General features: G+C 32.3%; 23 protein-coding genes. 13 read left to right on the top strand and 10 right to left on the bottom strand.

What is annotated here, in order from left to right; genetic code table 11:
• Position 1 precedes the first annotated feature (1 nt).
• On the top strand, positions 2-1,012 hold the full coding sequence (locus tag ABXT66_RS05640; RefSeq protein WP_443644688.1) for a Gfo/Idh/MocA family protein: 1,011 nt from the start codon (positions 2-4) through the stop codon (positions 1,010-1,012).
• A gap of 3 nt (positions 1,013-1,015) precedes the next feature.
• Here the strand turns inward: ABXT66_RS05640 and arsJ are convergent, their stop codons facing one another.
• Together arsJ and ABXT66_RS05630 are read right to left on the bottom strand one after the other, a co-directional pair.
• Positions 1,016-2,251 carry an organoarsenical effux MFS transporter ArsJ gene (gene arsJ, locus ABXT66_RS05635; protein WP_443644687.1) on the bottom strand — a complete coding sequence of 412 codons (1,236 nt, stop codon included), beginning with the start codon at positions 2,249-2,251 and terminating at the stop codon, positions 1,016-1,018.
• Positions 2,252-2,253: 2 nt separating this feature from the next.
• The gene (locus ABXT66_RS05630; protein WP_443644686.1) at positions 2,254-3,252 is read right to left on the bottom strand and encodes an ArsJ-associated glyceraldehyde-3-phosphate dehydrogenase; all 999 of its coding nucleotides are present in this window, start codon (positions 3,250-3,252) and stop codon (positions 2,254-2,256) included.
• Positions 3,253-3,374: 122 nt separating this feature from the next.
• On the opposite strand from ABXT66_RS05630, the gene ABXT66_RS05625 reads away from it, so the two are divergent.
• The 6 genes from ABXT66_RS05625 (at position 3,375) to ABXT66_RS05600 (ending at position 9,668) form a co-directional block, all read left to right on the top strand.
• Positions 3,375-4,418, top strand: coding sequence for an ATP-binding protein (locus ABXT66_RS05625; RefSeq protein WP_443644685.1), 1,044 nt, complete (start codon positions 3,375-3,377; stop codon positions 4,416-4,418).
• A gap of 22 nt (positions 4,419-4,440) precedes the next feature.
• Positions 4,441-5,133, top strand: a complete 693-nt coding sequence (locus tag ABXT66_RS05620) for a TVP38/TMEM64 family protein (RefSeq protein WP_443644684.1) — start codon at positions 4,441-4,443, stop codon at positions 5,131-5,133.
• Positions 5,126-6,550, top strand: coding sequence for a dihydrolipoyl dehydrogenase family protein (locus ABXT66_RS05615; RefSeq protein ID WP_443644683.1), 1,425 nt, complete (start codon positions 5,126-5,128; stop codon positions 6,548-6,550). The genes ABXT66_RS05620 and ABXT66_RS05615 overlap by 8 nt, the downstream gene beginning before the upstream one ends.
• Positions 6,551-6,640: 90 nt before the next feature.
• Positions 6,641-8,083 (top strand): inorganic phosphate transporter, encoded by a 1,443-nt coding sequence (locus ABXT66_RS05610; protein WP_443644682.1) that lies wholly within the window; start codon positions 6,641-6,643, stop codon positions 8,081-8,083.
• Positions 8,084-8,176: 93 nt separating this feature from the next.
• On the top strand, positions 8,177-8,878 hold the full coding sequence (locus ABXT66_RS05605) for a response regulator (protein WP_443644681.1): 702 nt from the start codon (positions 8,177-8,179) through the stop codon (positions 8,876-8,878).
• A gap of 55 nt (positions 8,879-8,933) precedes the next feature.
• Positions 8,934-9,668, top strand: coding sequence for a YdcF family protein (locus tag ABXT66_RS05600; RefSeq protein ID WP_443644680.1), 735 nt, complete (start codon positions 8,934-8,936; stop codon positions 9,666-9,668).
• A 5-nt stretch (positions 9,669-9,673) separates the two neighbouring features.
• On the opposite strand, the gene ABXT66_RS05595 is transcribed toward ABXT66_RS05600, so the two are convergent.
• Together ABXT66_RS05595 and ABXT66_RS05590 are read right to left on the bottom strand one after the other, a co-directional pair.
• Complete coding sequence (locus tag ABXT66_RS05595) at positions 9,674-10,549, bottom strand: polysaccharide deacetylase family protein (protein ID WP_443644679.1); 876 nt, start codon at positions 10,547-10,549, stop codon at positions 9,674-9,676.
• Positions 10,550-10,557: 8 nt separating this feature from the next.
• On the bottom strand, positions 10,558-11,007 hold the full coding sequence (locus ABXT66_RS05590; protein ID WP_443644678.1) for an OsmC family protein: 450 nt from the start codon (positions 11,005-11,007) through the stop codon (positions 10,558-10,560).
• A 172-nt stretch (positions 11,008-11,179) separates the two neighbouring features.
• Here ABXT66_RS05590 and ABXT66_RS05585 point away from each other — a divergent pair, with 172 nt between their 5' ends.
• Genes ABXT66_RS05585 through ABXT66_RS05575 form a run of 3 tightly spaced genes read left to right on the top strand, consistent with a single transcriptional unit; the run spans position 11,180 to position 14,903 of the window.
• Entirely contained in the window at positions 11,180-12,022 is an 843-nt protein-coding gene (locus ABXT66_RS05585; RefSeq protein WP_443644677.1) for an FAD binding domain-containing protein, read from the top strand.
• Positions 12,023-12,499 (top strand): (2Fe-2S)-binding protein, encoded by a 477-nt coding sequence (locus ABXT66_RS05580; RefSeq protein ID WP_443644676.1) that lies wholly within the window; start codon positions 12,023-12,025, stop codon positions 12,497-12,499.
• Between the two features lie 10 nt (positions 12,500-12,509).
• On the top strand, positions 12,510-14,903 hold the full coding sequence (locus ABXT66_RS05575) for a xanthine dehydrogenase family protein molybdopterin-binding subunit (protein ID WP_443644675.1): 2,394 nt from the start codon (positions 12,510-12,512) through the stop codon (positions 14,901-14,903).
• Here ABXT66_RS05575 and ABXT66_RS05570 read toward each other — a convergent pair whose 3' ends face one another.
• The 6 genes from ABXT66_RS05570 to ABXT66_RS05545 are packed head-to-tail and all read right to left on the bottom strand — an operon-like array spanning position 14,904 to position 19,940.
• Positions 14,904-15,383 (bottom strand): OsmC-related (seleno)protein, encoded by a 480-nt coding sequence (locus ABXT66_RS05570; protein WP_443644674.1) that lies wholly within the window; start codon positions 15,381-15,383, stop codon positions 14,904-14,906.
• Positions 15,384-15,405: 22 nt separating this feature from the next.
• Complete coding sequence (locus ABXT66_RS05565; RefSeq protein WP_443644673.1) at positions 15,406-16,602, bottom strand: FAD binding domain-containing protein; 1,197 nt, start codon at positions 16,600-16,602, stop codon at positions 15,406-15,408.
• A gap of 7 nt (positions 16,603-16,609) precedes the next feature.
• Positions 16,610-17,578, bottom strand: coding sequence for a cyclase family protein (locus ABXT66_RS05560; protein WP_443644672.1), 969 nt, complete (start codon positions 17,576-17,578; stop codon positions 16,610-16,612).
• 23 nt (positions 17,579-17,601) lie between these two features.
• Positions 17,602-18,018, bottom strand: coding sequence for a VOC family protein (locus ABXT66_RS05555; RefSeq protein WP_443644671.1), 417 nt, complete (start codon positions 18,016-18,018; stop codon positions 17,602-17,604).
• A 21-nt stretch (positions 18,019-18,039) separates the two neighbouring features.
• Positions 18,040-18,834, bottom strand: a complete 795-nt coding sequence (locus ABXT66_RS05550; RefSeq protein WP_443644670.1) for an alpha/beta fold hydrolase — start codon at positions 18,832-18,834, stop codon at positions 18,040-18,042.
• Between the two features lie 8 nt (positions 18,835-18,842).
• Positions 18,843-19,940: an LLM class flavin-dependent oxidoreductase gene (locus ABXT66_RS05545; protein WP_443644669.1), complete on the bottom strand. Its 1,098-nt coding sequence runs from the start codon at positions 19,938-19,940 to the stop codon at positions 18,843-18,845.
• 140 nt (positions 19,941-20,080) lie between these two features.
• On the opposite strand from ABXT66_RS05545, the gene ABXT66_RS05540 reads away from it, so the two are divergent.
• From ABXT66_RS05540 to ABXT66_RS05530, 3 genes are read left to right on the top strand one after another with little or no spacing between them, the layout of a single operon-like run.
• Positions 20,081-20,953, top strand: coding sequence for an NAD(P)-dependent oxidoreductase (locus ABXT66_RS05540; protein WP_443644668.1), 873 nt, complete (start codon positions 20,081-20,083; stop codon positions 20,951-20,953).
• 9 nt (positions 20,954-20,962) lie between these two features.
• Complete coding sequence (locus ABXT66_RS05535) at positions 20,963-21,526, top strand: cupin domain-containing protein (protein ID WP_443644667.1); 564 nt, start codon at positions 20,963-20,965, stop codon at positions 21,524-21,526.
• An 18-nt stretch (positions 21,527-21,544) separates the two neighbouring features.
• Positions 21,545-21,838, top strand: coding sequence for a YciI family protein (locus ABXT66_RS05530; RefSeq protein WP_443644666.1), 294 nt, complete (start codon positions 21,545-21,547; stop codon positions 21,836-21,838).
• Positions 21,839-22,011: the final 173 nt, after the last annotated feature.

Raw genomic sequence — 22,011 nt, 5'->3', positions numbered from 1 at the left:
CTTGAAAACTAAAATTGCAATTGCTGGTTTAGGCTGGTGGGGAAAAGTAATGGTAAGTCGATTATCCAACTCAACAAAGGTTGATATAGTTAATCTCATTGACCCAGTGCCAGATGAAGAAGCTGTATTATTATCCCAATCTAAAAATTTAAAGTTATTAAATGATTACAATCAAGCGATCGAAAACGAAGGTATAGATGCTGTAATATTATGTACACCTAATTTGTTTCATATGGATCAAACTATTAAAGCTGCAAACTCAGGTATCCATGTGTTTTGTGAAAAACCTCTCTCTCTAAAATCTGCAGAAGTTAAAAAAATGATAAATATTTGTAACCAAAATAATTTAATTTTAGGTGTAGGTCATGAAAGACGTTTTGAAAGTGGTTGGAAAAAATTAAAGAACATAATCGATAATAAACAGTTAGGTACTATTATGTACGCTGAAGGTCATTTTAGTCATAATAAGTTAGCCAATTTATCACCTGATAATTGGCGTGCAGACCCTAAATTTGCTCCTGCAGCTGGAATGACTGGAATGGGTGTCCATTTAACTGACTTGATGATTTGGCTATTTGGGCCTGTTGATAGTGTATTTGCTTCAACAGCGCAAAGGGTACTGGAATATAAAACTGGTGATGTTGTCTCAGCTAGTCTAAATCATGAATCAGGATTATCAACTCAAATTACAGCTATTTTAAAAACACCTCATTATCAGAGAGTAACTATATGGGGTGAAAATGGCTGGGTAGAATTAATTGATAGCTCACATCCTGATACACCTGGACCTTCTTTTATGAAAATAGTTATGAATGATGGTTCTATTAGAGAGGAACACTTTAACTGGGTTGATACAGTATCAGCTAATATTCATAACTTTGTTGATGCAATCAATAAAGAAGGTGAATATTTGTTTAAAGACTTAGAGAAATTTCAAAACATTGCTATTTTAGAAGCTATCTATTCTTCAAGTATATCTAAACAATCTACAAAAGTTCCAAGTTTAAATTAATTTTTATAAATTGTTTAAATCTAGTTTTTTAATCGATATTCTGTTTATAAAAAGAAGTATAGCTGCAACTAAAACACATGCTGAAAAACCCCCATATTGATAAGACAAACCAGATAATAAGGTTCCCATCAACCTTCCAAAAGCATTAGACATGTAATAAAACCCTACATCCAAGGTAACTCTGTTTTTGTCAGTAAATTTGAGTATTAAAAAAGAATGTATTGAAGAGTTTATTGCAAATACAAATCCAAAAACGAAAAGTACAAAAATTGTAATATGAAGCAAAAAATCGTGAGTATAAAAATTTAAGATTATTAAAAATAGAGGTATTACTGCAAGAGCACTTGCCCAAAACTCAATTTGTTTTCTTGTTGAGTTTTTGTTTGAAACAAGTTTAGGCGTAATACTTTGAACAAATCCATAAAAAACAGTCCATCCCGCCATAAAAGTTCCAATAACAAAAAAAGCTTTGTGGTTACTTTCTATACTCCCGTCTGATAAAATTGAATATAAAAATATGGGTAAACCAACAACAAGCCATGTGTCTCTTGCTCCAAACAAAAACACTCTCCCTAAACTTAAATAATTTATATTTTTATTTTTTGAAAATACTTCTGAAAATTTTGTATCTTTTTTTGTTGTCGAAAGTTTACCTCTTAAAAGAATTAAAACTAGTATTAAGGTTATTGATAAAAAAGCTGCCATAAAAAATAAAGATGATTTGAAACCTATAAACGTTAACAATAGGGACCCCAATAGAAAGCCAAATCCTTTGACTGCATTTTTTGAACCAGTCATAAAAGAGACCCACTGGAATAATTTACTATTATTGTCAGGTGCGAGTAATTTAACAGAGCTTTTAGAGCTCATTTTAGTAAGATCTTTGGCTATTCCGGATAATCCTTGAGTTGCCATAACAAAAATGACTGAAAGAGTTATGCTCCAATTTTTATCAATTTGTGTTAAAAGTAGCAAAGATAGTATTTGTAGAAATAGGCCAATATATAAGGTTATGTTTAAACCAATTTTTTTAGCAATCCAACCAGCTGTCAAATTGGTTACCATTCCAAAAAATTCATATAATAAAAATAAATATGCTAACTGTAATGGTGTGAATCCGAGGGTATGAAAATGGAGCAGAACTAACATCCTTAAAGCCCCGTCTGTAAGCATAAAGAACCAATAAGAAAACGTTATTAGAAAAAATGATAGGTCACTTTTTTTAATAGATTTTATCATTTTTATATAGATTTTCTTACCATATTGACAACATCAACTAATCTATTTGCATATCCCCATTCATTGTCATACCACGCATATAGTTTAACTTGAGTTTCATTTACTACCATTGTCGATAGAGCGTCTATTACAGAACTTCTAGGATCATTTATATAGTCAGTTGACACTAGTGGCCTTGTTTCAAAACCTAAGATACCTTTTAATTCATTTTCACTTGCTTTTTTTAACATCTCATTGATTTGCTCTTTGTCAGTAGAAGATGACATTTCAAAAACACAATCTGTTAAAGATGAATTAAGTAAAGGCACCCTAACTGCATGACCATTCAGCTTGCCTTTAAGTTCTGGATATATAAGTGATATAGCTTTTGCAGAACCTGTAGTTGTGGGTATCAAGTTATTAATAGCCGAACGACCTCTTCTTAGGTTATTGTGAGGTATATCTACTAATGTTTGGCTATTTGTTAAATTATGAATTGTGGTAATTGAACCATGATTTATACCAATGTTTTCATGTAATACTTTAATTATTGGCGCAATGCAGTTTGTTGTGCAGCTCGCTGCTGTAATAATGTTATGCTGTGAGGGTATATATGTTTGATGATTTACACCGAAGGCTATATTTGCTACATTTTCTTCATTAATTGGAGCTGAAACTATTACTTTTTTTATGCCTTGTTCAAAATATTTTTTTAATGCGGCTTTATTGTTATTTACTCCAGTACAATCGATTACTATATCGATATCATTTAAATCCATATCCTCAATGTTATTATAGAACGTTGTCCTAATGGCTCTTTCATTAATATTTATAGAATTGTCATTTGCCTTAAAATCAGCGATCCATTTGCCATGAATACTGTCAAACTCTAAACTATGTAATAAATTTGAAGGATTTCCATTTAACTCATTTATATATTTTACATTAACGTTATTAGAAACAAGAATTTTTAATGCAAGTTTTCCAATTCTTCCAATCCCGTTTATTGCTATATTAACCATTTTACAAACCTATTTAATAGTCATCTCTTTTCAAGAGATATTTATTTATATGATAAATTAATATAAACTTTATTTAAATTACTATTATTACAAATTTATTAAACATTAAGGGTAAGTTGTTAATGAATAAAAACACAATTCCGTCAAACATCTCTAATTTAAGCCAGCTTTTGGATGACGGCCTTATTTTGTGTGATAAAAATAGTATTGTCTTATCTTCTAATACTATTGCTCAAAATTTTTTAAGTAAAAAAATATTAAATAAAAATATTTCTGATTTTATTGAAATAAATGAGTTTAAAAATTTAGAAGCAAGTGATCTAAAAGGTGATTTAAACGATGAATTTCATTTTCAAATAAATGATTTAATTAAAAGATCACTTATCATAAAAGTTAAAAAAATCGATAATAATTTATATGCAATTCTTCTTCTTGATATGACACTTCAGAGAAATTTAGAAAAGGTCAGACGTGACTTTGTAGCTAATGTCAGTCACGAGTTAAAGTCACCTCTTACTAGTTTAGTCGGATTTATAGAAACGTTGTTATCTGGAAAAGTACATAATGATCTAGATAGAAACAAATTTTTAAAAATAATGGATGAAGAAGCAAAAAGAATGAACCGATTGATAGATGATATTTTATCTCTTTCTAAAGTCGAAACGGAGGAGCATATTACTCCAAATACAACAATTTCTTTAATTGATCCACTCCAGCATATAGTAACTTCTATCAATGAAAGAGATTTAAAGAATTCAAAAAAAATTATTCTAAAAGACTTAAGAATTAACTCTGATGTGCAATGTTTTATTTCAGGAAATACAGATGAAATTAACCAAGTTTTTGTAAACTTGCTTGAAAATGCTATTAAATATGGATTTGATAATACTGATGTTATAGTGAATATTGAACAGCTCCAAGACCATGAAGTGATTATAAAAGTTATAAATAAAGGTGAAGGTATTCCTCAAAAATATATAGACAGATTAACTGAAAGATTTTTTAGGGTAGATAAAGCAAGGTCAAGACAAATTGGAGGAACCGGTCTAGGTTTAGCAATTGTAAAACATATTCTAATTAGGCACAGAGCTCAACTATCTATAAATAGTATTCCTGATGAAGAAACCACGTTCTCCTTAACTTTTCCATTAGTCGATGTTAAATAGAAACTGGATGAAAGTTAAATTTTTGGATCAAAAATTATTTAAAATAATTGTTTTAATAATTTTAATTATATTTATTTCACTATTCTTTGCTCTTGATTTTTATCAATACACCAATCTTTCCTTTATTAAAGATAAACAATTAATCATGGAAGATTTTTATGAAAGAAAACCTGTTCTGGTTTTAATGATTTTTGCGTTAAGTTATTTTTTGGTAACTGCACTTTCTTTGCCTGCAGCAGTTGTATTAACTTTACTAGGGGGTGCATTATTTGGTTTTTCGATTGCTTTGTTAATAATATCATTTGTTAGCACTCTTGGAGCAACTGTAGCCTTCTTAATAGCTAGGTTTTTAGCTCGTGAATATGTTCAACTATATTTTAAGAAACAGCTATTAAGTATTAATAATGGTTTTGAACACGAAGGAGCCTTTTACTTATTTGCTTTACGTTTAGTTCCAATATTTCCTTTTTTTATTATTAATATTGTTATGTCATTACTTCCTATTAAAACATGGACTTTTTATTGGATAAGCCAGATTGGCATGTTACCAGGTACAGCTGTCTTTGTGTATGCTGGAACACAATTAGCACAAATAAATGAAATATCTGATATCACTTCTCCTTCATTATTATTAGCATTTACGATGTTGGGTTTATTTCCATTAGTAACTAAGAAAGTTTTAAAATATATTCGTAAGGAAAAAGGTGATGAGTAAATACGATTATAACGTTATTGTTATAGGCGCTGGTTCTGCTGGGTTAGTATCTAGTTATATTGCGTCTGCAGTTAAGGCTAAAGTTCTACTTATTGAGAAATATAAAATGGGCGGTGATTGTCTCAATACAGGTTGTGTGCCAAGTAAAGCCTTTATTAGATCTGCTAAAATGATGTCATATGCTAGGCGTGCTAAAGAATTTGGTTTTAAAAAAACTGAAGTGAAATTTGAGTTTCAAGACATCATGAAACGTGTCCAAACAATCATTAAAAGTATCGAACCTAATGATTCAAGGGATCGCTACACTAAACTTGGAGTTGATTGTATTGACGGAATTGGCAAATTGATTTCACCTCATAAAGTTGAAGTAAAAGGAAAAATCCTAACTGCTCGCTCTATTATTATTGCAACTGGTGCACATCCTATGGTCCCCAATATAGAAGGTCTAGATAAAATCAATTATCTTACCAGTGAGAACCTATGGAATTTAAAAAAATTACCACGAAAACTAGTCATATTAGGTGGTGGTCCTATTGGATCTGAAATGGCACAGGCTTTTAGTCGTTTAGGGTCTGAAGTAACTATTGTGGAAATGTCTTCACAAATCATGTCACGTGAAGATAATGATGTTGTACAACTTGTGAAAGAACGATTTAAAAAAGAAGGTATAAAGGTTCTCGTTGATCATAAGGCAATAAATTTTAAATCAAATAAACTGATTTGTGATCATAAAGGTAAAGAAAAAGTCATAGAATTTGATCAAGTTTTGTTAGCTTTAGGACGTAGTCCTAACATTAATGGATTTGGTTTATCAGAATTAGGAGTGAAAATTCGTAATAACGGAACTATTAAAGCTAATCAATTTTTACAGACTAATATTTCAAATATTTTTGTTTGTGGAGATGTTACTGGCCCGTATCAATTCACTCACACTGCTGCCCATCAAGCTTGGTATGCCACGGTCAATGCATTATTTTCACCCTTTAAAAAGTTTAAAGTTGATTACTCAGCTATTCCTTGGACTACATTTCTTGATCCAGAAATAGCAAGAGTTGGCCTGAATGAAAAAGAAGCAAAAGAGCTCAATATCCCATATGAGACAACAGTTTTTGGCATTGATCACTTAGATCGTGCTATTACAGATTCTGAAGGAATAGGTTTTATTAAAGTTTTAACAAAACCAGGCAAAGATAAAATTCTAGGTGTAACCATTGTTAGTTCACACGCTGGAGATTTAATTGCTGAGTATACTCTCGCAATGAAGCATTCTATAGGCCTAAATAACATTTTAGGTACAATTCATGTTTATCCCACTTATAGCGAAGCTAATAAGTTTGTAGCAGGTGAATGGAAAAGGTCTCACCTTCCATTATTCTTAATAAAGGTATTGGAAAAATTTAATAATATAAGAAGATAAAATTTTATTTTTTATAATATTTTATAATGTAATAAAACTGTAACATTTGTAAATTATTCAACACAAATATTAATTTTATGTGGGCTTATTATGGTTAAAAAAGAAAATACGGATTATCGTTACGTTAATGACCTAAGAAGGTTGGCATATTCACAAGGAAAATTGGTTGAACAAAAGAAATTTTTAATTCTACTTGGTGTTGCAGCAATTTTCTTGGTTCTAGTAGCTGTTTTAGTAGAACAATTTGTGTCTCTTGGAAGTGAACAAACTTTTATCTTAGTCGCAGCAGCTATTATTGGCGGTTACATGGCTTTAAATATTGGTGCCAATGACGTTGCCAATAATATGGGACCTGCTGTTGGAGGTAAAGTTATTACAGTGGGAACGGCGGTTTTAATTGCTGCTGTATGTGAAAGCTCGGGAGCTTTGTTAGCAGGCGGTGATGTTGTAAGCACTGTCTCTAAGGGTATTATCTCACCAGGAACTGATGTTTCAGTTACTAATTTTAGATATTTAATGCTGAGCGCTTTATTAGCAGCCGCATTATGGATAAATCTTGCAACTTTTTTTAATTCACCTGTATCAACAACACATTCAATAGTAGGTGGGATTTTAGGTGCTGGCTTAACGGTAGCAGGGCTATCTATTGTGAATTGGGGTACAATGGCTGCTATAGCTGCTAGTTGGGTAATATCGCCTGTATTTGGAGGCATTGTTGCAGCTTTTCTCTTATATATAATACAAATTAAAATTCTTAATGTTAAAGATAAGAAAAATGCTGCAAAAACATGGGTACCAATTTTAATATCTTTGATGGCAGGTGCTTTTACAGCTTATATGGCTTTGAAGGGACTTAAAAAAATATATAAATTTAGTACTAATGAGGTTTTTATTTACACACCAGTATTTATGAGTATTGCATATTTTTTATCAAAACCATTTATTACTAATAAAGTAAGTTCTTTAGAAAATAAAAAAGAAGATATTTATAAACTTTTTCATTTACCTTTATTATTTGGTGTAGCTCTTCTTTGTTTTGCGCATGGTGCAAATGACGTAGCAAATGCTGTTGGACCACTTGCAGCTATTGTGAGTACATTATCAGAAGGAGGTAGTGTAGCTTCTAAAGTCTCAATTCCACTTTGGGTTATGACAATTGGTGCAATTGGTATTGCGCTTGGTTTGTTATTATTTGGGCCTAAATTAATAAATACTGTTGGGCAAAAAATAACTAGGTTAAATGCTCCTAGGGCATATTGTGTAGCATTATCATCAGCAATTACTGTTTTAATAGCAACAACACTAGGATTACCTGTTAGCTCAACCCATATAGCCATTGGAGCGATTTTTGGTATTGGTTTTTTAAGAGAGTTTCTCGAAAATCCTTCTAAATCAAATAAATCAAAATCGAAAAGAAAATTAGTTAGAAGAAATTTCTTATTTTCAATAGCTGCTGCTTGGATTGTAACGGTTCCAGCATCTGCCACTCTAGCTGGTTCTATTTATTATTTATTTAGTATTACTGCTTTTTAATTATAAAACTTATATTTAATATTATTTTTTACTATAGTTTAAATATTTACTTAAATTGTTTTAAATTTAATTTTTATTGAAAACATATAAATAATGGAAATTAAAATTTTAATAGCTGACGATGAACCTAATCAGTTAGAGTTAATGGCCTTTAACCTTAAAAGTTCTGGTTTTATTTGTATAAAAGCAAGAAACGGAGAAGAGGCTCTAGAGTTAATAGAAGAAAATTCTCCAGATTTAGTTATTTTAGATTGGATGATGCCAAATATGTCTGGCATTGATCTTTGTAGATCTTTGAGGTCTAGAGCTGAAACTAAACAACTGCCAATAATTATATTAAGTGCTAGAAGTGAAGACTCTGACAAGTCATTAGGTTTGGACACAGGGGCAGATGACTATATATCTAAACCATTTTCTCCAAAGGAATTAATTTCAAGAGTAAATGCTCTTTTAAGGAGATCCAGACCTGGTTTAATTAATGAGGTTTTGGAACATGGTAAATTAAAACTATCTTTAACTGAAATGATAGTAACTTTTAATAATAAGAATGTTAAATTAGGCCCTAAAGAATTTAAATTATTATATTTATTAATGGAGCGACCTGGACATGTATTTTCAAGGAGCAAACTTTTAGATCTTGTTTGGGGGCATGGAGTTTATGTTGAAGAAAGAACAGTTGATGTCCATATGAGCAGACTTAGAAAGGCTATTAAATCTAAATCAGAAAATAATGAGGACCCTATCAGAACAGTTAGAGATGGTGGCTATAGTTTGTTAACAAATAAAATTATTTAGATGATTGCAATTTATAAAATTTTCATAAATATTTAGTATTTTAAAAGTTAAATGAATGATCTATTTACATAAAATATTACCTTTTTTTCTATCTCCGTTGGGAATTTCTTTAGTATTATTAATTCTATTTTTTATTTATAGAAAAAAAACTTTTGTTTTTTTCAGTTTATCAATACTGCTAATTTCTTCAAATCCATATGTAAGCAATTATCTTACAAAGCAATTAGAGTATCCATATAAGCCCATTCCTATAAATTTAATTAAAGAAAATGACGCAGTCGTGGTTTTAAGTGGAATGATACATCAAGTAGGAGATAAGAATTACTCTACTTATGAGTTTTCAGACCCAGACAGGTTTTTTGCAGGAATAGATTTAATTAAACAAAAAAAATCAGATAAATTAATATTCACAGCTGGACAATTGCCGTGGACAGAAAATTGGAAACCTGAAGGTTATATTCTTAAAGACAAAGCAATTTCCTTGGGTGTTTCCGATCAAATATTAGTTACAACTAAAGTTAAAAATACTTATGAAGAAAGCATTGCTGTGACTAAGGTTATTCCAGTTAATTCATCTATTGTGCTTGTTACGTCAGCTTTTCATATGCATAGATCCAAATATCTTTTTGAAAAGCAGGGTTTTAATGTAACTCCATTTCCTGTTGATTTCAGGGCGCAAAATAGAAATTTTACTGTTTTAGAATTATTACCAACAGTGAAAGCATTAGAGAAAACGTCAATTTTTATAAGAGAAAATTTAGGAAGGTTGTATTATAAAATAATTTTGTAATTTAATTATTTAGGAACTTGTGCTGTATACCAATTATAGATATCTTTACCAGTCATGATCTCAACATCTTGATGTTTTATAATATAATCTAACAATTGTTCAAAAAATGATATTCTATGAGGAACACCTGTTAAATACGGATGAACGCTAATAGCCATAATTTTAACGTTTTCATCAGCTTCTTGGTAAAGTCTATCAAATTGTAATTTACCTCTTGTAAAGATTTCATCAGATTTATGAACTTGAACAGATGTCATTACAACATCATTGATTTCAATAGGATAGGGAAGTGTTATCATTCTCTTTCCACTTTTTACTTTTAAGTCTTGTGGAAGGTCATCAACAGGCCAATTTGCCGTATATTTTATCCCATGTTCTGATAAAATATCTAATGTATCGTCAGTTTCAGTTAAACCTGGGCTCTCCCAGCCAATTACTTCTTCTTTAGTGAAATTTTCTATTTTATCTATTGCTGATTTAATATCGACAAATTGATTATCAACTTTATGCATTGGCCTTTGAATATAACCATGACCCATGGGTTCCCAATTGGCTTTTATGGCTGCCTCTACAGTTTCAGGATAATAGTCTACAACAGTTGCATTTAAGGCTAAAGTTGAAGATATTTGTCTTTCTTGTAAAGCCTTTAATATTCTCCAAAAGCCCACTCTCATACCATATTCATGCCACGACCAATTAGGTAAATCTGGTAACATCGGGACATTCATAGGAGGTGGAAGAATATTTCTAGGTTGAGGTAAGTCTGGGTCCCATACTTCTAAATTTACAATCACCCATAAGATTATTTTTTTATTATTTTTGAGTAATAATTTAGGTCTGTTAATAATAGGTTGATGATGTAATCTGTCCCTACGGTTCATATATCACCTTAATCTATTTTATTCCAATTTTCATTTATGACAGTACCACTGTTTCTAATGACTTTAGCTATAGGGCAGTACATAGCTAATTGTTTTTGAACTTCAACTAAGTCGCTTTCTGATGCGTTTGTAGAAATTGCAATATCCAGAGTTATCTCAGGAAATGGTACTTCAACCTCCTGTATTAGACTTACGCCGTCTTTATTAAACAAAGTTTTAGATTTGATATCTAAACTATTAATTTTGAAACCCATTTTTTCCATTATTCTGTGGGTGATTACGTTAGTGCAGCCAATAAGTGAGGACATGAGTGTTTCCGTAGGCGACAAGCCAAGGTTTGTTCCTCCCCTAGCAACAGGTTCATCAATTACACTTTCAACGTCTCTAGCGATTATATCAGCTCTAGAGTGGCTTTTAGAAGAACCTTCTAATTTCATATGTACTACGTTTTCACTCATTTCAAAGACCTCTATTAATAATTAGTTAATTATTTAATTTAATACATTTATAAGACATATAAAATTATATTATTCAATAATATAAATCATTAAATATGATTTAATAATTATTGATACAGATTATAATTAGTGATTAACTGTTAAGTATTATAATCTAAAGGGTCATATAAAAATGAAAGCACCAGATTTTTCTTATTACGAAGCTAAATCTCTGTCAGATGCAATAAAATTTAAATCTCAAGATGATGAAGCAGTTATTCTTGCAGGCGGTCAATCACTGTTGCCAGCTCTTAACATGAGGCTTTCAAGTCCTTCTTGTTTAATAGACATATCTAAATTAAAGGATTTAAGTGAGATAAAGTTGGATGATAATTCAATTTATATTGGTGCCTTGGCAACTCATAACCAAGTAATGGACAACTCAATTATTAAGGAAAACTTTCCTTCTTTAATTGAAATATTAAAAATGGTTGCTCATCCTGCAATTAGAAACAAGGGAACACATGGTGGAAGTATCGCCTATGGTGACCCAGCTGCTGAATTACCAGCTTTTGCGGTTGCTAATAATGCAAAAATTATCTTATCAGGCTTAAATGGGAACAGATCCGTTGATGCTAATGACTTTTATCTAGGGTTATTTGAAACTGACATACAACCAGATGAAATTCTTGTTGGAATAAATTATCCTCTTTTAAAAAGTAACGAAAAAATTGTGTTTGAAGAAGTGTGTCGTCGTCATGGTGATTATGCTATGGCTGGATTAATTGCAAAAGTACTAATTAACCAATCTGTGATTGAAAATTTAACTTTAGTATTCTTTGCAACGGGTGATAGGCCAAATTTAACATTCAATACTTCTGAATTAGTTGTTAAAAGTGGTTATGATTACTCTTCATTAAAGAAATCATTGTCCTCAGAAATAGATTTTGCGGGTGATTTAAATAGCAGTGCATCAATGAAATTGCATTTAGCAACAATACTTATTGGTAAAATTTTGAAAAAGTTGGAGGATTAAATGTCAATTAAAAACTCTATTAACATATCTTTTTCAGTAAATGGAGAGAGGTTTGATAATGTAACTGTGCCAGCAAGGCAACATTTAGCTGATTATTTAAGGTCTCAAGGTTTAACTGGTACACATTTAGGCTGTGAACAAGGAGCATGTGGGGCATGTACAATTGAAATGGATGGTAAAGCAGTAAGGTCATGTCTTATTCTCGCCTCACAAGCAAACGGTTCTTCTATAACTACGGTAGAGGGCTTTGATGACGATGTAATGGAGAAAGTTAAAAATAATTTTTTAAAACATAATGCTTTTCAGTGTGGTTTTTGTTCTCCTGGTATGCTTATGACAACTAAAGAAATAATATCGTCTAAGAAAAAACTTTCTAGAGATGAAATAAGGTCAGAAATTTCTGGAAACTATTGTAGATGCACTGGTTATCAATCAATTGTTGATGCAATTGAAGAGTCTATTAACGAAATTAATTAAGGTGTAGAAAATGGATGATATGAAAGTAAACCAAAATCCAAAATTAGGTTCTTTAGATAGACCCAATTCATATATTGGAAGAAGTTTGCCTCGGGAAAATGCTAAAAAACACCTAGAAGGTGGAGGACAATTTGTTGATGATTTAGTCCTACCTAGAATGCTTCATGTAGCTTTTTTAAGATCTCCTTTTGCTCATGCTGATATTAAATCAATAAATGTTGATGAAGCAAAAAAATCTTCAGGCGTATTTGATATATATACAGCTAAGGAAATAGACGAATTTTGTAAGCCTTGGGTTGGAACATTAGGCCATTTAGGTGAAATGAGATCCCCTGAGCAAACACCATTAGCTAAGAAAGTTGCAAGATGGCAAGGTGAGCCTATTGCTGTTGTCATAGCAAATAATAGAGCTCAGGCAGAAGATGCATTAGAGCTTATTGAAGTTGATTGGGAAGAAAAAGATGCGCAAGTAGACATGGAAACCGCTCTAGATGAAAATGCCGTCATTATTCATCCTGAGCTTGGAAACAATCTTTTTTGGACAAGAACAGTCAATCAAGGTGACGTGGTTAAGGCTTTTGAGGAATCTCACGAGGTAGTAGAAACAACTCTCGATTTTGCTAGACATACAGGTGTTACCCTAGAATCGAGGGGTATTGTTGCTGATTGGAATAAAGCTGAAACAAAAATGACAATTTATCATAACGGCCAAGCCCCGCATATGATGCAACATATTATAGCTAAACACTTAGACGTTAACGAAGGTTTAGTAAGAATTGTTAGTAGAGATGTCGGTGGCTCTTTTGGCATTAAAGTCCATGTTTATCCTGATGAAATGGCTGTGGCAGCCATTTCAAAAAAACTAGGGCGCCCAATAAAGTTTATTGCAGATAGATTAGAGAGTTTTACAACAGATATTCATGCGCGTTGTCATAAAATTAGTGGAAAATTAGGAGTTGATAAACAAGGCAAAATATTAGCAATGGAAATAAATGACTTGAGTGGTATAGGTCCATTTAGTATGTATCCAAGAACGTCAGCCATTGAAACAAATCAAGTTTTGAATTTATCTGGTGCTCCCTATATTATTCCAAATTATAAAGCAGTAGGTACAGTTGTTTTTCAAAATAAAACTCCAATGTGCCAATATAGAGCAGTTGGTCACCCTATTGCAGTAGCTATTACTGAAGCATTAATTGATAAAGCTGCAACAAAAATTGGTTTAAGTCTTGATAAAATTAGAAAGATTAATTTTATACCAGATAACGCTTATCCTAATAAATGTCCTTCTGGTGTCCCATTAGAAGATTTGTCTCATCAAGCTTCAATGGATAAATTGCTTGGAATGATGAATATTGATGAGATTGAAAAACAAAAGGAAGACGATTTAGCTAATGGGGTTTTAACAGGATATGGTGTAATAGCTATGTGTGAAGTAACAAATCCAAGTCCCTTATTTTACGGAGTAGGGGGCGCTCATATATCGTCTCAGGACGGAGCTTCAATTAGACTTGAAGGTTCCGGAGCAATTCACCTATCTTCTTCAATTACTGAACAAGGTCAAGGAACAGAAGCTATTATGAAACAAATTGCTGCAGACCAGTTAGGCGTTTCAATGGATACTGTGAGAGTTACTTTAGGCGATACTGATGCAACTCCATATGGAGGTGGAACATGGGCTTCTAGAGGGGCAGGAATAGGCGGAGAAGCTGTTTTAAAGGCAGCAAGAACTCTTAAAAACAATATTTTAGATATTGCTGCTGCAATCATGCAAACTAATAAGGATACTTTAGATATTGAAAGTAACGTAGTTATTAGAAAAAACGGAGAGGAGGGTATCTCTCTTCAAAAATTAGCTGAAACAGTTTATTACAGGGGGCATGAGATACCTAAGGGTACCAATCCCGAACTTTTAGCTACAGCTAGTTTTTTAATAGAGGGAATACCATTTGTTTTTACTAATAGTGCTATGGGGTGTCATGTATCGATTGATCAAGATACTGGTATAGTTAAGATTAATAAATTTTGGGCTGTAGAAGATTGTGGTACTCAAATTAACCCTAAATTAGTTGAAGAGCAAATAAAAGGAGGAGTTGTCCAAGGGATAGGTGGAGCTCTTTTTGAAGAATGTGTTTATGATGATCAAGGTAATATGCAAAATGCTACAATGGCTGACTACTTAGTTCCTATGGCTTACGAAATGCCTGATATTATAGTTGATCATGTTACAACCAATTCTGGCAGGAGTATCATTGGAGCTAAAGGAGCTGGTGAAGCAGGTACAGGAGGTGCACCTGCTGTAATAATGAATGCTATTAATAATGCGTTAGGAAAAGTTGGCTCCGAAGTAACATCACAACCTATAACGCCAGAAAAAATATTAAAATCAATGAATAAAATTTAACTATATACTTATCCAATTTTCTTCATTTTTTAATCGGTGTTTAACTAAACCAGGTTTTAAGGATGCTTCTATAAAACATCCGTCAATAGCTGCGTTTAATAGTTTGACTTTATTTTCTATATTTTCATTACTGATAATATCAACGTCTAAATTATAACCCTCACAGCTTGCTTTATAAGGACCCTCATCAGTTATCTCACCATTCCAGTTCATAGAAGCATCAATTTTAATTTCATCAACTTCAATTTTTAATTTTTTTCCAAAAGCCTTAATTTGTGTCATCACGCAGCCACATAATGAAGCGGTGAAAAGGGCAAGTGGAGGAGGAGCTGTTCCTTTGCCTCCATGAAAAGCTCCTTCATCTGTTGCGAGTTTAAACTTCTCATTCATAGACTCAAATGAAACGTCTATATCATTTCGCATTGATCCAGTATTTCTTGCATCACCTTTAAACTTTAAAGAAAATGATTTGTTACTCATTTAACTCTCCATCATATTTATATTAGTTGATAATATCATTTAAGCTTATAGCCGTATCCTTTAGGACATTGATGACATCTGGCATTTCTATAGTCTTATCCTCTTTATAATTAGAGAGATACTTTCCCAACATTCTACTTCTGTTAACAATAAATTTACCTTCAATTAATCTACTAGATTCCCAATCATTCAAGCTCTCTAAATATTTATTATGGTCCAAATGTTCTGATAATGTGAAAGCGTCTTTAGCAGCTTTTGTTACACCCATTCCAACATGTGGACGAGCTGTGAAAGCAGCATCTCCAATTGTTACAATTCTATTATTTCTCATCTTTTGACTTTCTAAGTCAAAAATTGGCTGTATGAGTGGCTGTGCTGTCATCTCAACTAATTCTTTTAATTGAGGTGGTAATTTATTATTTGCTTCTTCATATAAAGCTTGGACAATGTCTGTGCGTATTTCATCTGGAGGAATACCATCAATATATTGTTTACCAGATTTTCCCAACAACAACGATTTTAGGGCCTCATCAGGTGCAGGTTTATACCAAATCCAGTTAATTCTTCTTTTCCCCTTTGTAAATGGGTCTTCTCCTTCTCCAGCAATTGGATAAGAGGCTATTTGTTGATTGTATGGAAGAACGACAATGAAATAATTTGATAATGTTTCTAACGATTTTGCGGATAATTGGTTTTCGTTAACCACTCCTCTCCAGCCAACATAACCTGCATATTTAGGATAAGCAGATTTATCTATATATGATCTGAGTTCAGATTTAATGCCATTTGCAATAATTATTAAATCAGATTTTTTTTCTTTTCTACTTTCAAATAAAGCTATAGCCTTATTATTAATTTGTTTAATACCAATACAGTCATCGCCCATGAAATAACATTTATTATCTATATTTTCCCTAAGAATTGTAAATAAATACTGCCAACTGGTATATACTTGAGGATAATTATGGCTGGCACTTATATTGCCGTCTAAATCCAGAGAAACCCTTGATCTAGCTGTTGTTCCAAGAACATTACTGTTGTTGGTTGCTTTAAAAACAAATTCAGCTAAATCATCATATGTAGCTATTCCTGCGCCTCTTCCAGATAGTGGGACTGGAACTTTTTCATGAATAGAAACGTCCCAGCCTTTTTTTATAAGGGCATTAGCAGCAAATAAACCTGCTATTGAGCCACCGATTATAGTAGCAGTTGGTTTCATTGTATTTTTACTTGATAGCCATAGGGTTAATTGGAGAACCAACGGCTTTTGTTATTGGTAATGGTGGTGCGCAGAAAAAGAATTCATAAACTTTATCTTCATCACAATCAGATGCTAAATCTCTAAGATAGAAAATTTCGCCCATGGTAATACCAATCATTGGAATTACCACCCAATGCCACGGTTGTTGAGCATCTTTAGTTTGGTTAGGTCTAACTTCACACCCCCATGTGTCAGTACAAATAGCAGCTATCTCGTGATCATAGATCCATTGAGCAGTGTCAAAGGCTAATCCAGGTGCGTCTCCGCCAGCATATCCACCCCATTCACCACAATCTAATCTTTGTTCCATTTGACCGGTTCTCACAATAACAAAATCACCTTGTTTTATTTCTATGTTTTGTGATTTAGCACATTCATTTAAGTCATCTGAGGTGATGGCAACTCCGTCTTCAAAAAAATCAACCCCAGCCCAACGTGCCACGTCTAAAAGTACACCTCTACCAGCCATTTCAGCTCTTACTTTTTCTATTCCATTTTTTTGAGCTCCATCACTGTCTACCAGTCTTGCATCATAACCATTCCACATATAATCATCATAAAAAATATGCGCTAGGGCATCCCATTGAGTTGCACATTGTAAAGGTAAAGAAATCATGTCGTCTGCATATCTAAGTCCAAAATCATCAAACCTTCCAGCTACTGCATCTGTTCCTGTAGCTAACATCAAATGAATTGGATTAAATCTGTTTCCCCAACTTCCTTTTTGAGGTCCGTGTCTATCAAAATTCAATCCGAGGCTAAAACGTTTTCCTCTCTTAATCAGTTTGCTTGCATCAACAACTTTCTCTGGTGTTATAAAATTCAATGTACCAATTTCATCATCAGGACCCCACCGTCCCCAATTTTTTAACTTTTCTGCAGTTTCTCTTAAGTGCTTAATATCAAACATTTTTTCATTATATTTGTGAGGCATTTTAAACTCCCTTAGATTAAATTTTATTCGCTTGTTGCATAATTAAGTTCAACTTTGACACCGTCTGGATCCATTATAAATAATTGTTCTAAAGGGAAGCCTGGAACTTTTCTATGGGTGTATTCTATTGATATTTTTTCAAGCTTTGCTTTCATACCTTCAATATCATCTGCATTAAACGCCACATGATCTATTGCACCAGAACCTGATTTAACATCGTCTTTTTTGCCTATATAATAGTCTTGTCCAGTATCTTGTTTTCTCATAGCTAAGTGAATGCAGGCAGCTTTTGGGTTCTCATCCAAATACAGCCAATAACCTTTGAATGGGAAATCGGGTCTGTAGCCAATATTTAAGCCTAAAATATCAACATAAAAGTCCTTTGTTTTATCAACGTCATCTGCAAGTATAAGTACGTGTTCAAAAGTTTTTAAAGCCATTGTCAAACCTCATTAATATTATTAATCTAAAAAATTCTGAATTGTTTCATTTACTAAATCTGGAGACTCTATGTTTAAAATATGTGCTGCTCCAGGTATACAGACATATTTGCTGTTGGGAGTGAGATGTGACATTTCCTCCATAGTCAAAGCTGGAGCTCCCATATCATTTTCACCAGCAATGAAAAGCATTTCTCTGTTAATTGTTGATAAATCTTTCAAATAATTTAGAGTTTTTAAAGCATGCGCACAACCAATATATCCTTTATTTGATGTATTTGTTATCATTTCCTTTGAAAGGTTAATGGTTTCTATATTTTTATGGTTTTCTCTAAATGTATCGCTGTACCATCTTTCAAGAGAACCCTCAACTACCCCTGCAGTGCCTTTTGATTCAATAACAGCTATTCTTTGGTTCCAGCCCTCTATGAATGGAGGAGGGTTATCCGCTCTTGCAGCACAACAAATGATCTTATTAAATCGAGATTGATGCTTTAATGCAAGCCCAAGGGAAGTCATTCCTCCTATAGACAGGCCTATAAAGTGTGCTTTTTCAATTTGAAGGTCATCTAGAATAGTAATGACGTCATTTTCAAGCATATCAAATGAATAGGGGCCTTCTACTGGACTACTTTGACCATGACCTCTTGTGTCGTATCTAACAATGCAAAATTTGTCTGTTAATTCTTTTATTTGACAATCCCACATTCGCATATCAGTTCCTAAAGAATTAGAAAAAATAATTGCAGGAAGGTCTTTATTGCCATCAACTTTTACATTTAGATAATTACCATTTTCTATAGAAACTTTTTTCATAATTTACCCTATTCAGCAGCTATGTAGATATTTTGATTAATTTTAGGCATTACCTTCTCTGCCATTAATTCCATAGATTTTTTGGCTAAATCCACATCAGCCCAATCATGACCAGCATATAACAAAGTTCCAAAATCTCCTACTTCTTCTCTGAATTCCATAATTTTATCTACAACTTCATCAGCGGAACCAAATAAAATTAGTTTATTACAAATATCCTCTAATTTTAAATCACTGTCAGGCATGTCTTGATTTTCTTTAAATAAATTAGCTCTACCGTGTTTTAACATTTTAGTAAGTAATTGTTTGTAATAAAATACATAAGGACTTCCATTGCCTAAAGCATATTCTTTTGCTTTACTTCTATCTTCACAGACAAATATTGATTTTGCAATTCTCCAATTTTTAGGATCTGGATTAAAGCCACCTTGTTCACAACCTTGAACATAACTAGGCCAATGTGTTTTTACCCATTTAGGTAAAAGAAAATTAGCCGATATAGGGTGCCAGCCTCTAGCAGCAGCAGCTATTAATCCTTTAGAAAATGGGGCCACTACAGTACAAATAATAGGTGGGTAAGGCTTTTGAAGTGGTTTTTGCATTATACCTTGTCCAATTTCCGTCATCTGCGTTCTTTCAGTTGATATATTCCAATATTTTCCTTTTATGTTATACGGTGCGTCTCGTTTCCAAATCTCTAGAACCATATCAATACATTCTACAAACATCTCGTTTCTATCTTTATCAAGATTTCCAAATACTTCAGCATCCGATGCGAGTCCGCCTGGACTAATTCCAAAATTTAGACGGCCATCAAGCATATGATCAAGCATTGCAATTTGACCTGCAATCGCAGCTGGGTGTGAATTAGGCATGTTAACTGTGCCGGTACCCAGTCTTATATTTTTAGTGCAAGAGGCTATAGATGCTATAAAAAGTGCACTAGAGGTTATATTTTCCGCAGAATCTGTAACATGTTCACCACAGTAAGCTTCAGAAAAGCCAATCCTATCAGCCAACAAAAAAGCCTGACGATCTTCTGACAAAGATTTTTTATAATCTTTATCAATAGGATGTATAGGCATAGTAAAAAAACCAATATCCATAATAAAACTCCAAAAAAATAAATATTAAATTATTGATTATGAAATATTAAATGATTATTTTTTATTGCCTCTATCAGAAAGTATGATTTAATTATGTATGGTTTATAGTTAACATAAACTTTTTATAGGAGGTTTATTTATTGAAAACTGTCGGTCTAATTGGCTTAGGTGCAATGGGTGGTTCTTATGCTAAGCATTTGCTCGCAAGTGGTTATCAAGTGTTCGGAGTAGATCCAGATAAAAATAATAGAAATTTATTCTCTTCACTAGGAGGTTTGATTTTAGATAATATTAATGACCTGACAAAAAAATGTAAAATAGTAATTTTAAGTTTACCTACAGTCCCAATTTTTAAAGATGTTATTAAAGAAATTGAAAATAATAAATCTTTATTGGAAACAAAAATAATCATAGATATGAATACCATTTCTTTAGAAGATAAATTAGAAGCCAAAAACAAACTTAAAAAATTAAAAATAGAACTTATTGATGCTCCTGTAAGTGGCACTGGTGCGCAAGCTAAATTAAAAGACCTTGTAGTTATGTCCAGTGGCCTGAAGGGCGTTGTTAGTGAATGTGAAGACATCTTTAATAGTTTTGCCAGAAAACACATGTATGTAGGAGCATTTGGTAATGGCATTAAATTTAAAATTTTAGCTAATTTGTTAGTAACAGTTCATAATACGGTTACCGCTGAAGCATTGCTTTTGGGACAAAAGGCCGGCTTAGATGAAAACATGATTTATAATGTCTTAAATGCTGGGGCAGCTACTTCTGTTATGCTTGATAAAAGAATGCCTTTAATGATTAACAAACAATATGAACCAGCTACAGCATCGATGAGAATTTTTTTAAAAGACATTGACGTAATAAGTCAATTCTTAAAAAGCAACAACTTAAAGTCACCTACGTTTGAGGCTGCTGCTGATGTTTATAATAAATCTAAAGAAAATATTCCAATAACACATGATACAGCTGCTATTTTTGAACAACTTAAATTAAATAATGAATAAGGAGTTATTATGGAAAATCAAAAAAAATTACCTGAAATTAGAACGCTTTCTAGAAGTGATATGGATAAGCGTATAGCTTTTTTTGCCAATCAAAGTGGTTCAAAGCTAGGTTTGCCTGATAGTAAATTACCAGAATGTACAAGAGAATTAATTAATATTATTGGTTTTGAGCCACCAAAAGGTGATAGCAAGCATGTTTCTCCATTAGGTAATGATAATGCACAAATGCCTGCCATTAATATATCAGAAGGTTTCAACCTTGGTTTCTGTAGATGTAAACCAGGAAAGGGTCCCTTGATGCACAATCATGATACAAATGAGACCTTTATGCCAATTACAGGTAAGTGGAGATGTGAATGGAATGAGGGCAACGAATTAGATTTTGTAGATTTAGGTCCATGTGATGTGATTTCTTTTCCTCCTGGAAGCTCAAGGCGTTTTATGAATATTACTGAAGGCAATCAAGACGAAGAGCATCTTTTGTTAGTTGTGATTGCTGGTAATGCCCCAAAGGCTGAATTTACAGATCTAGCTTATAAAAGAATTGCAGAATTTGAAAATCAAAACAATTAAAATTTGAATGAGAATCAAATGATATGGGTAATCTTATGTAAAGATAAGCCAAATTCTTTTGAAAAAAGAATGGGGATAATAGACGAACATAGAAGATATTTAGCAAGGCACCCAATTAAAACTTTAATTTCAGGTCCTTTGACTGATATCTCAGGTAATGTCATGAATGGCTCATTTTTTATGGTTGAAGCAGAAACTGAAAATGAAGTAAAAGAATTCCAATCAAATGACCCAATATTTAAAGCTGGTGTTTGGGATCAAATCACAATTTCACCGTTTAATAAAAGAGTTGATAATTTATCAAAATTTTGAAATTTAGTTGATAATACTTATTAAAAAAAACATTAATTTAAGTGTTTTCTTAATTGATTCTATTAAATTAGTTTTCTCAAGTAATTTTCACGATTCGTGAAATAAAAAAATCAACATATTGTTAATAATAATAAATTTATATCAACATATATTAATCAAAATTTAATAGTTTG

Origin of the sequence: Candidatus Levibacter sp. Uisw_134_01, assembly GCF_047717795.1 — a bacterium.
In the GTDB taxonomy this organism is placed as follows: Bacteria; Pseudomonadota; Alphaproteobacteria; order Puniceispirillales; family Marisalimonadaceae; genus Marisalimonas.
This window is presented reverse-complemented; position numbering and strand designations above follow the sequence as displayed.

Excerpts from the sequence above, each read along its gene's own strand:
- ABXT66_RS05625 (WP_443644685.1), top strand. The coding sequence starts at position 3,375 with ATGAATAAAAACACAATTCCGTCAAACATCTCTAATTTAAGCCAGCTT.
- ABXT66_RS05535 (WP_443644667.1), top strand. The coding sequence starts at position 20,963 with ATGGAAAATCAAAAAAAATTACCTGAAATTAGAACGCTTTCTAGAAGT.
- ABXT66_RS05530 (WP_443644666.1), top strand. The coding sequence starts at position 21,545 with ATGATATGGGTAATCTTATGTAAAGATAAGCCAAATTCTTTTGAAAAA.
- ABXT66_RS05545 (WP_443644669.1), bottom strand. The coding sequence starts at position 19,940 with ATGGATATTGGTTTTTTTACTATGCCTATACATCCTATTGATAAAGAT.
- ABXT66_RS05615 (WP_443644683.1), top strand. The coding sequence starts at position 5,126 with ATGAGTAAATACGATTATAACGTTATTGTTATAGGCGCTGGTTCTGCT.
- ABXT66_RS05580 (WP_443644676.1), top strand. The coding sequence starts at position 12,023 with ATGTCAATTAAAAACTCTATTAACATATCTTTTTCAGTAAATGGAGAG.
- ABXT66_RS05605 (WP_443644681.1), top strand. The coding sequence starts at position 8,177 with ATGGAAATTAAAATTTTAATAGCTGACGATGAACCTAATCAGTTAGAG.
- ABXT66_RS05590 (WP_443644678.1), bottom strand. The coding sequence starts at position 11,007 with ATGAGTGAAAACGTAGTACATATGAAATTAGAAGGTTCTTCTAAAAGC.
- ABXT66_RS05610 (WP_443644682.1), top strand. The coding sequence starts at position 6,641 with ATGGTTAAAAAAGAAAATACGGATTATCGTTACGTTAATGACCTAAGA.
- ABXT66_RS05570 (WP_443644674.1), bottom strand. The coding sequence starts at position 15,383 with ATGAGTAACAAATCATTTTCTTTAAAGTTTAAAGGTGATGCAAGAAAT.
- ABXT66_RS05555 (WP_443644671.1), bottom strand. The coding sequence starts at position 18,018 with ATGGCTTTAAAAACTTTTGAACACGTACTTATACTTGCAGATGACGTT.
- ABXT66_RS05595 (WP_443644679.1), bottom strand. The coding sequence starts at position 10,549 with ATGAACCGTAGGGACAGATTACATCATCAACCTATTATTAACAGACCT.
- ABXT66_RS05575 (WP_443644675.1), top strand. The coding sequence starts at position 12,510 with ATGGATGATATGAAAGTAAACCAAAATCCAAAATTAGGTTCTTTAGAT.
- ABXT66_RS05560 (WP_443644672.1), bottom strand. The coding sequence starts at position 17,578 with ATGCCTCACAAATATAATGAAAAAATGTTTGATATTAAGCACTTAAGA.
- ABXT66_RS05600 (WP_443644680.1), top strand. The coding sequence starts at position 8,934 with ATGATCTATTTACATAAAATATTACCTTTTTTTCTATCTCCGTTGGGA.
- ABXT66_RS05550 (WP_443644670.1), bottom strand. The coding sequence starts at position 18,834 with ATGAAAAAAGTTTCTATAGAAAATGGTAATTATCTAAATGTAAAAGTT.
- arsJ (WP_443644687.1), bottom strand. The coding sequence starts at position 2,251 with ATGATAAAATCTATTAAAAAAAGTGACCTATCATTTTTTCTAATAACG.
- ABXT66_RS05585 (WP_443644677.1), top strand. The coding sequence starts at position 11,180 with ATGAAAGCACCAGATTTTTCTTATTACGAAGCTAAATCTCTGTCAGAT.
- ABXT66_RS05565 (WP_443644673.1), bottom strand. The coding sequence starts at position 16,602 with ATGAAACCAACTGCTACTATAATCGGTGGCTCAATAGCAGGTTTATTT.
- ABXT66_RS05630 (WP_443644686.1), bottom strand. The coding sequence starts at position 3,252 with ATGGTTAATATAGCAATAAACGGGATTGGAAGAATTGGAAAACTTGCA.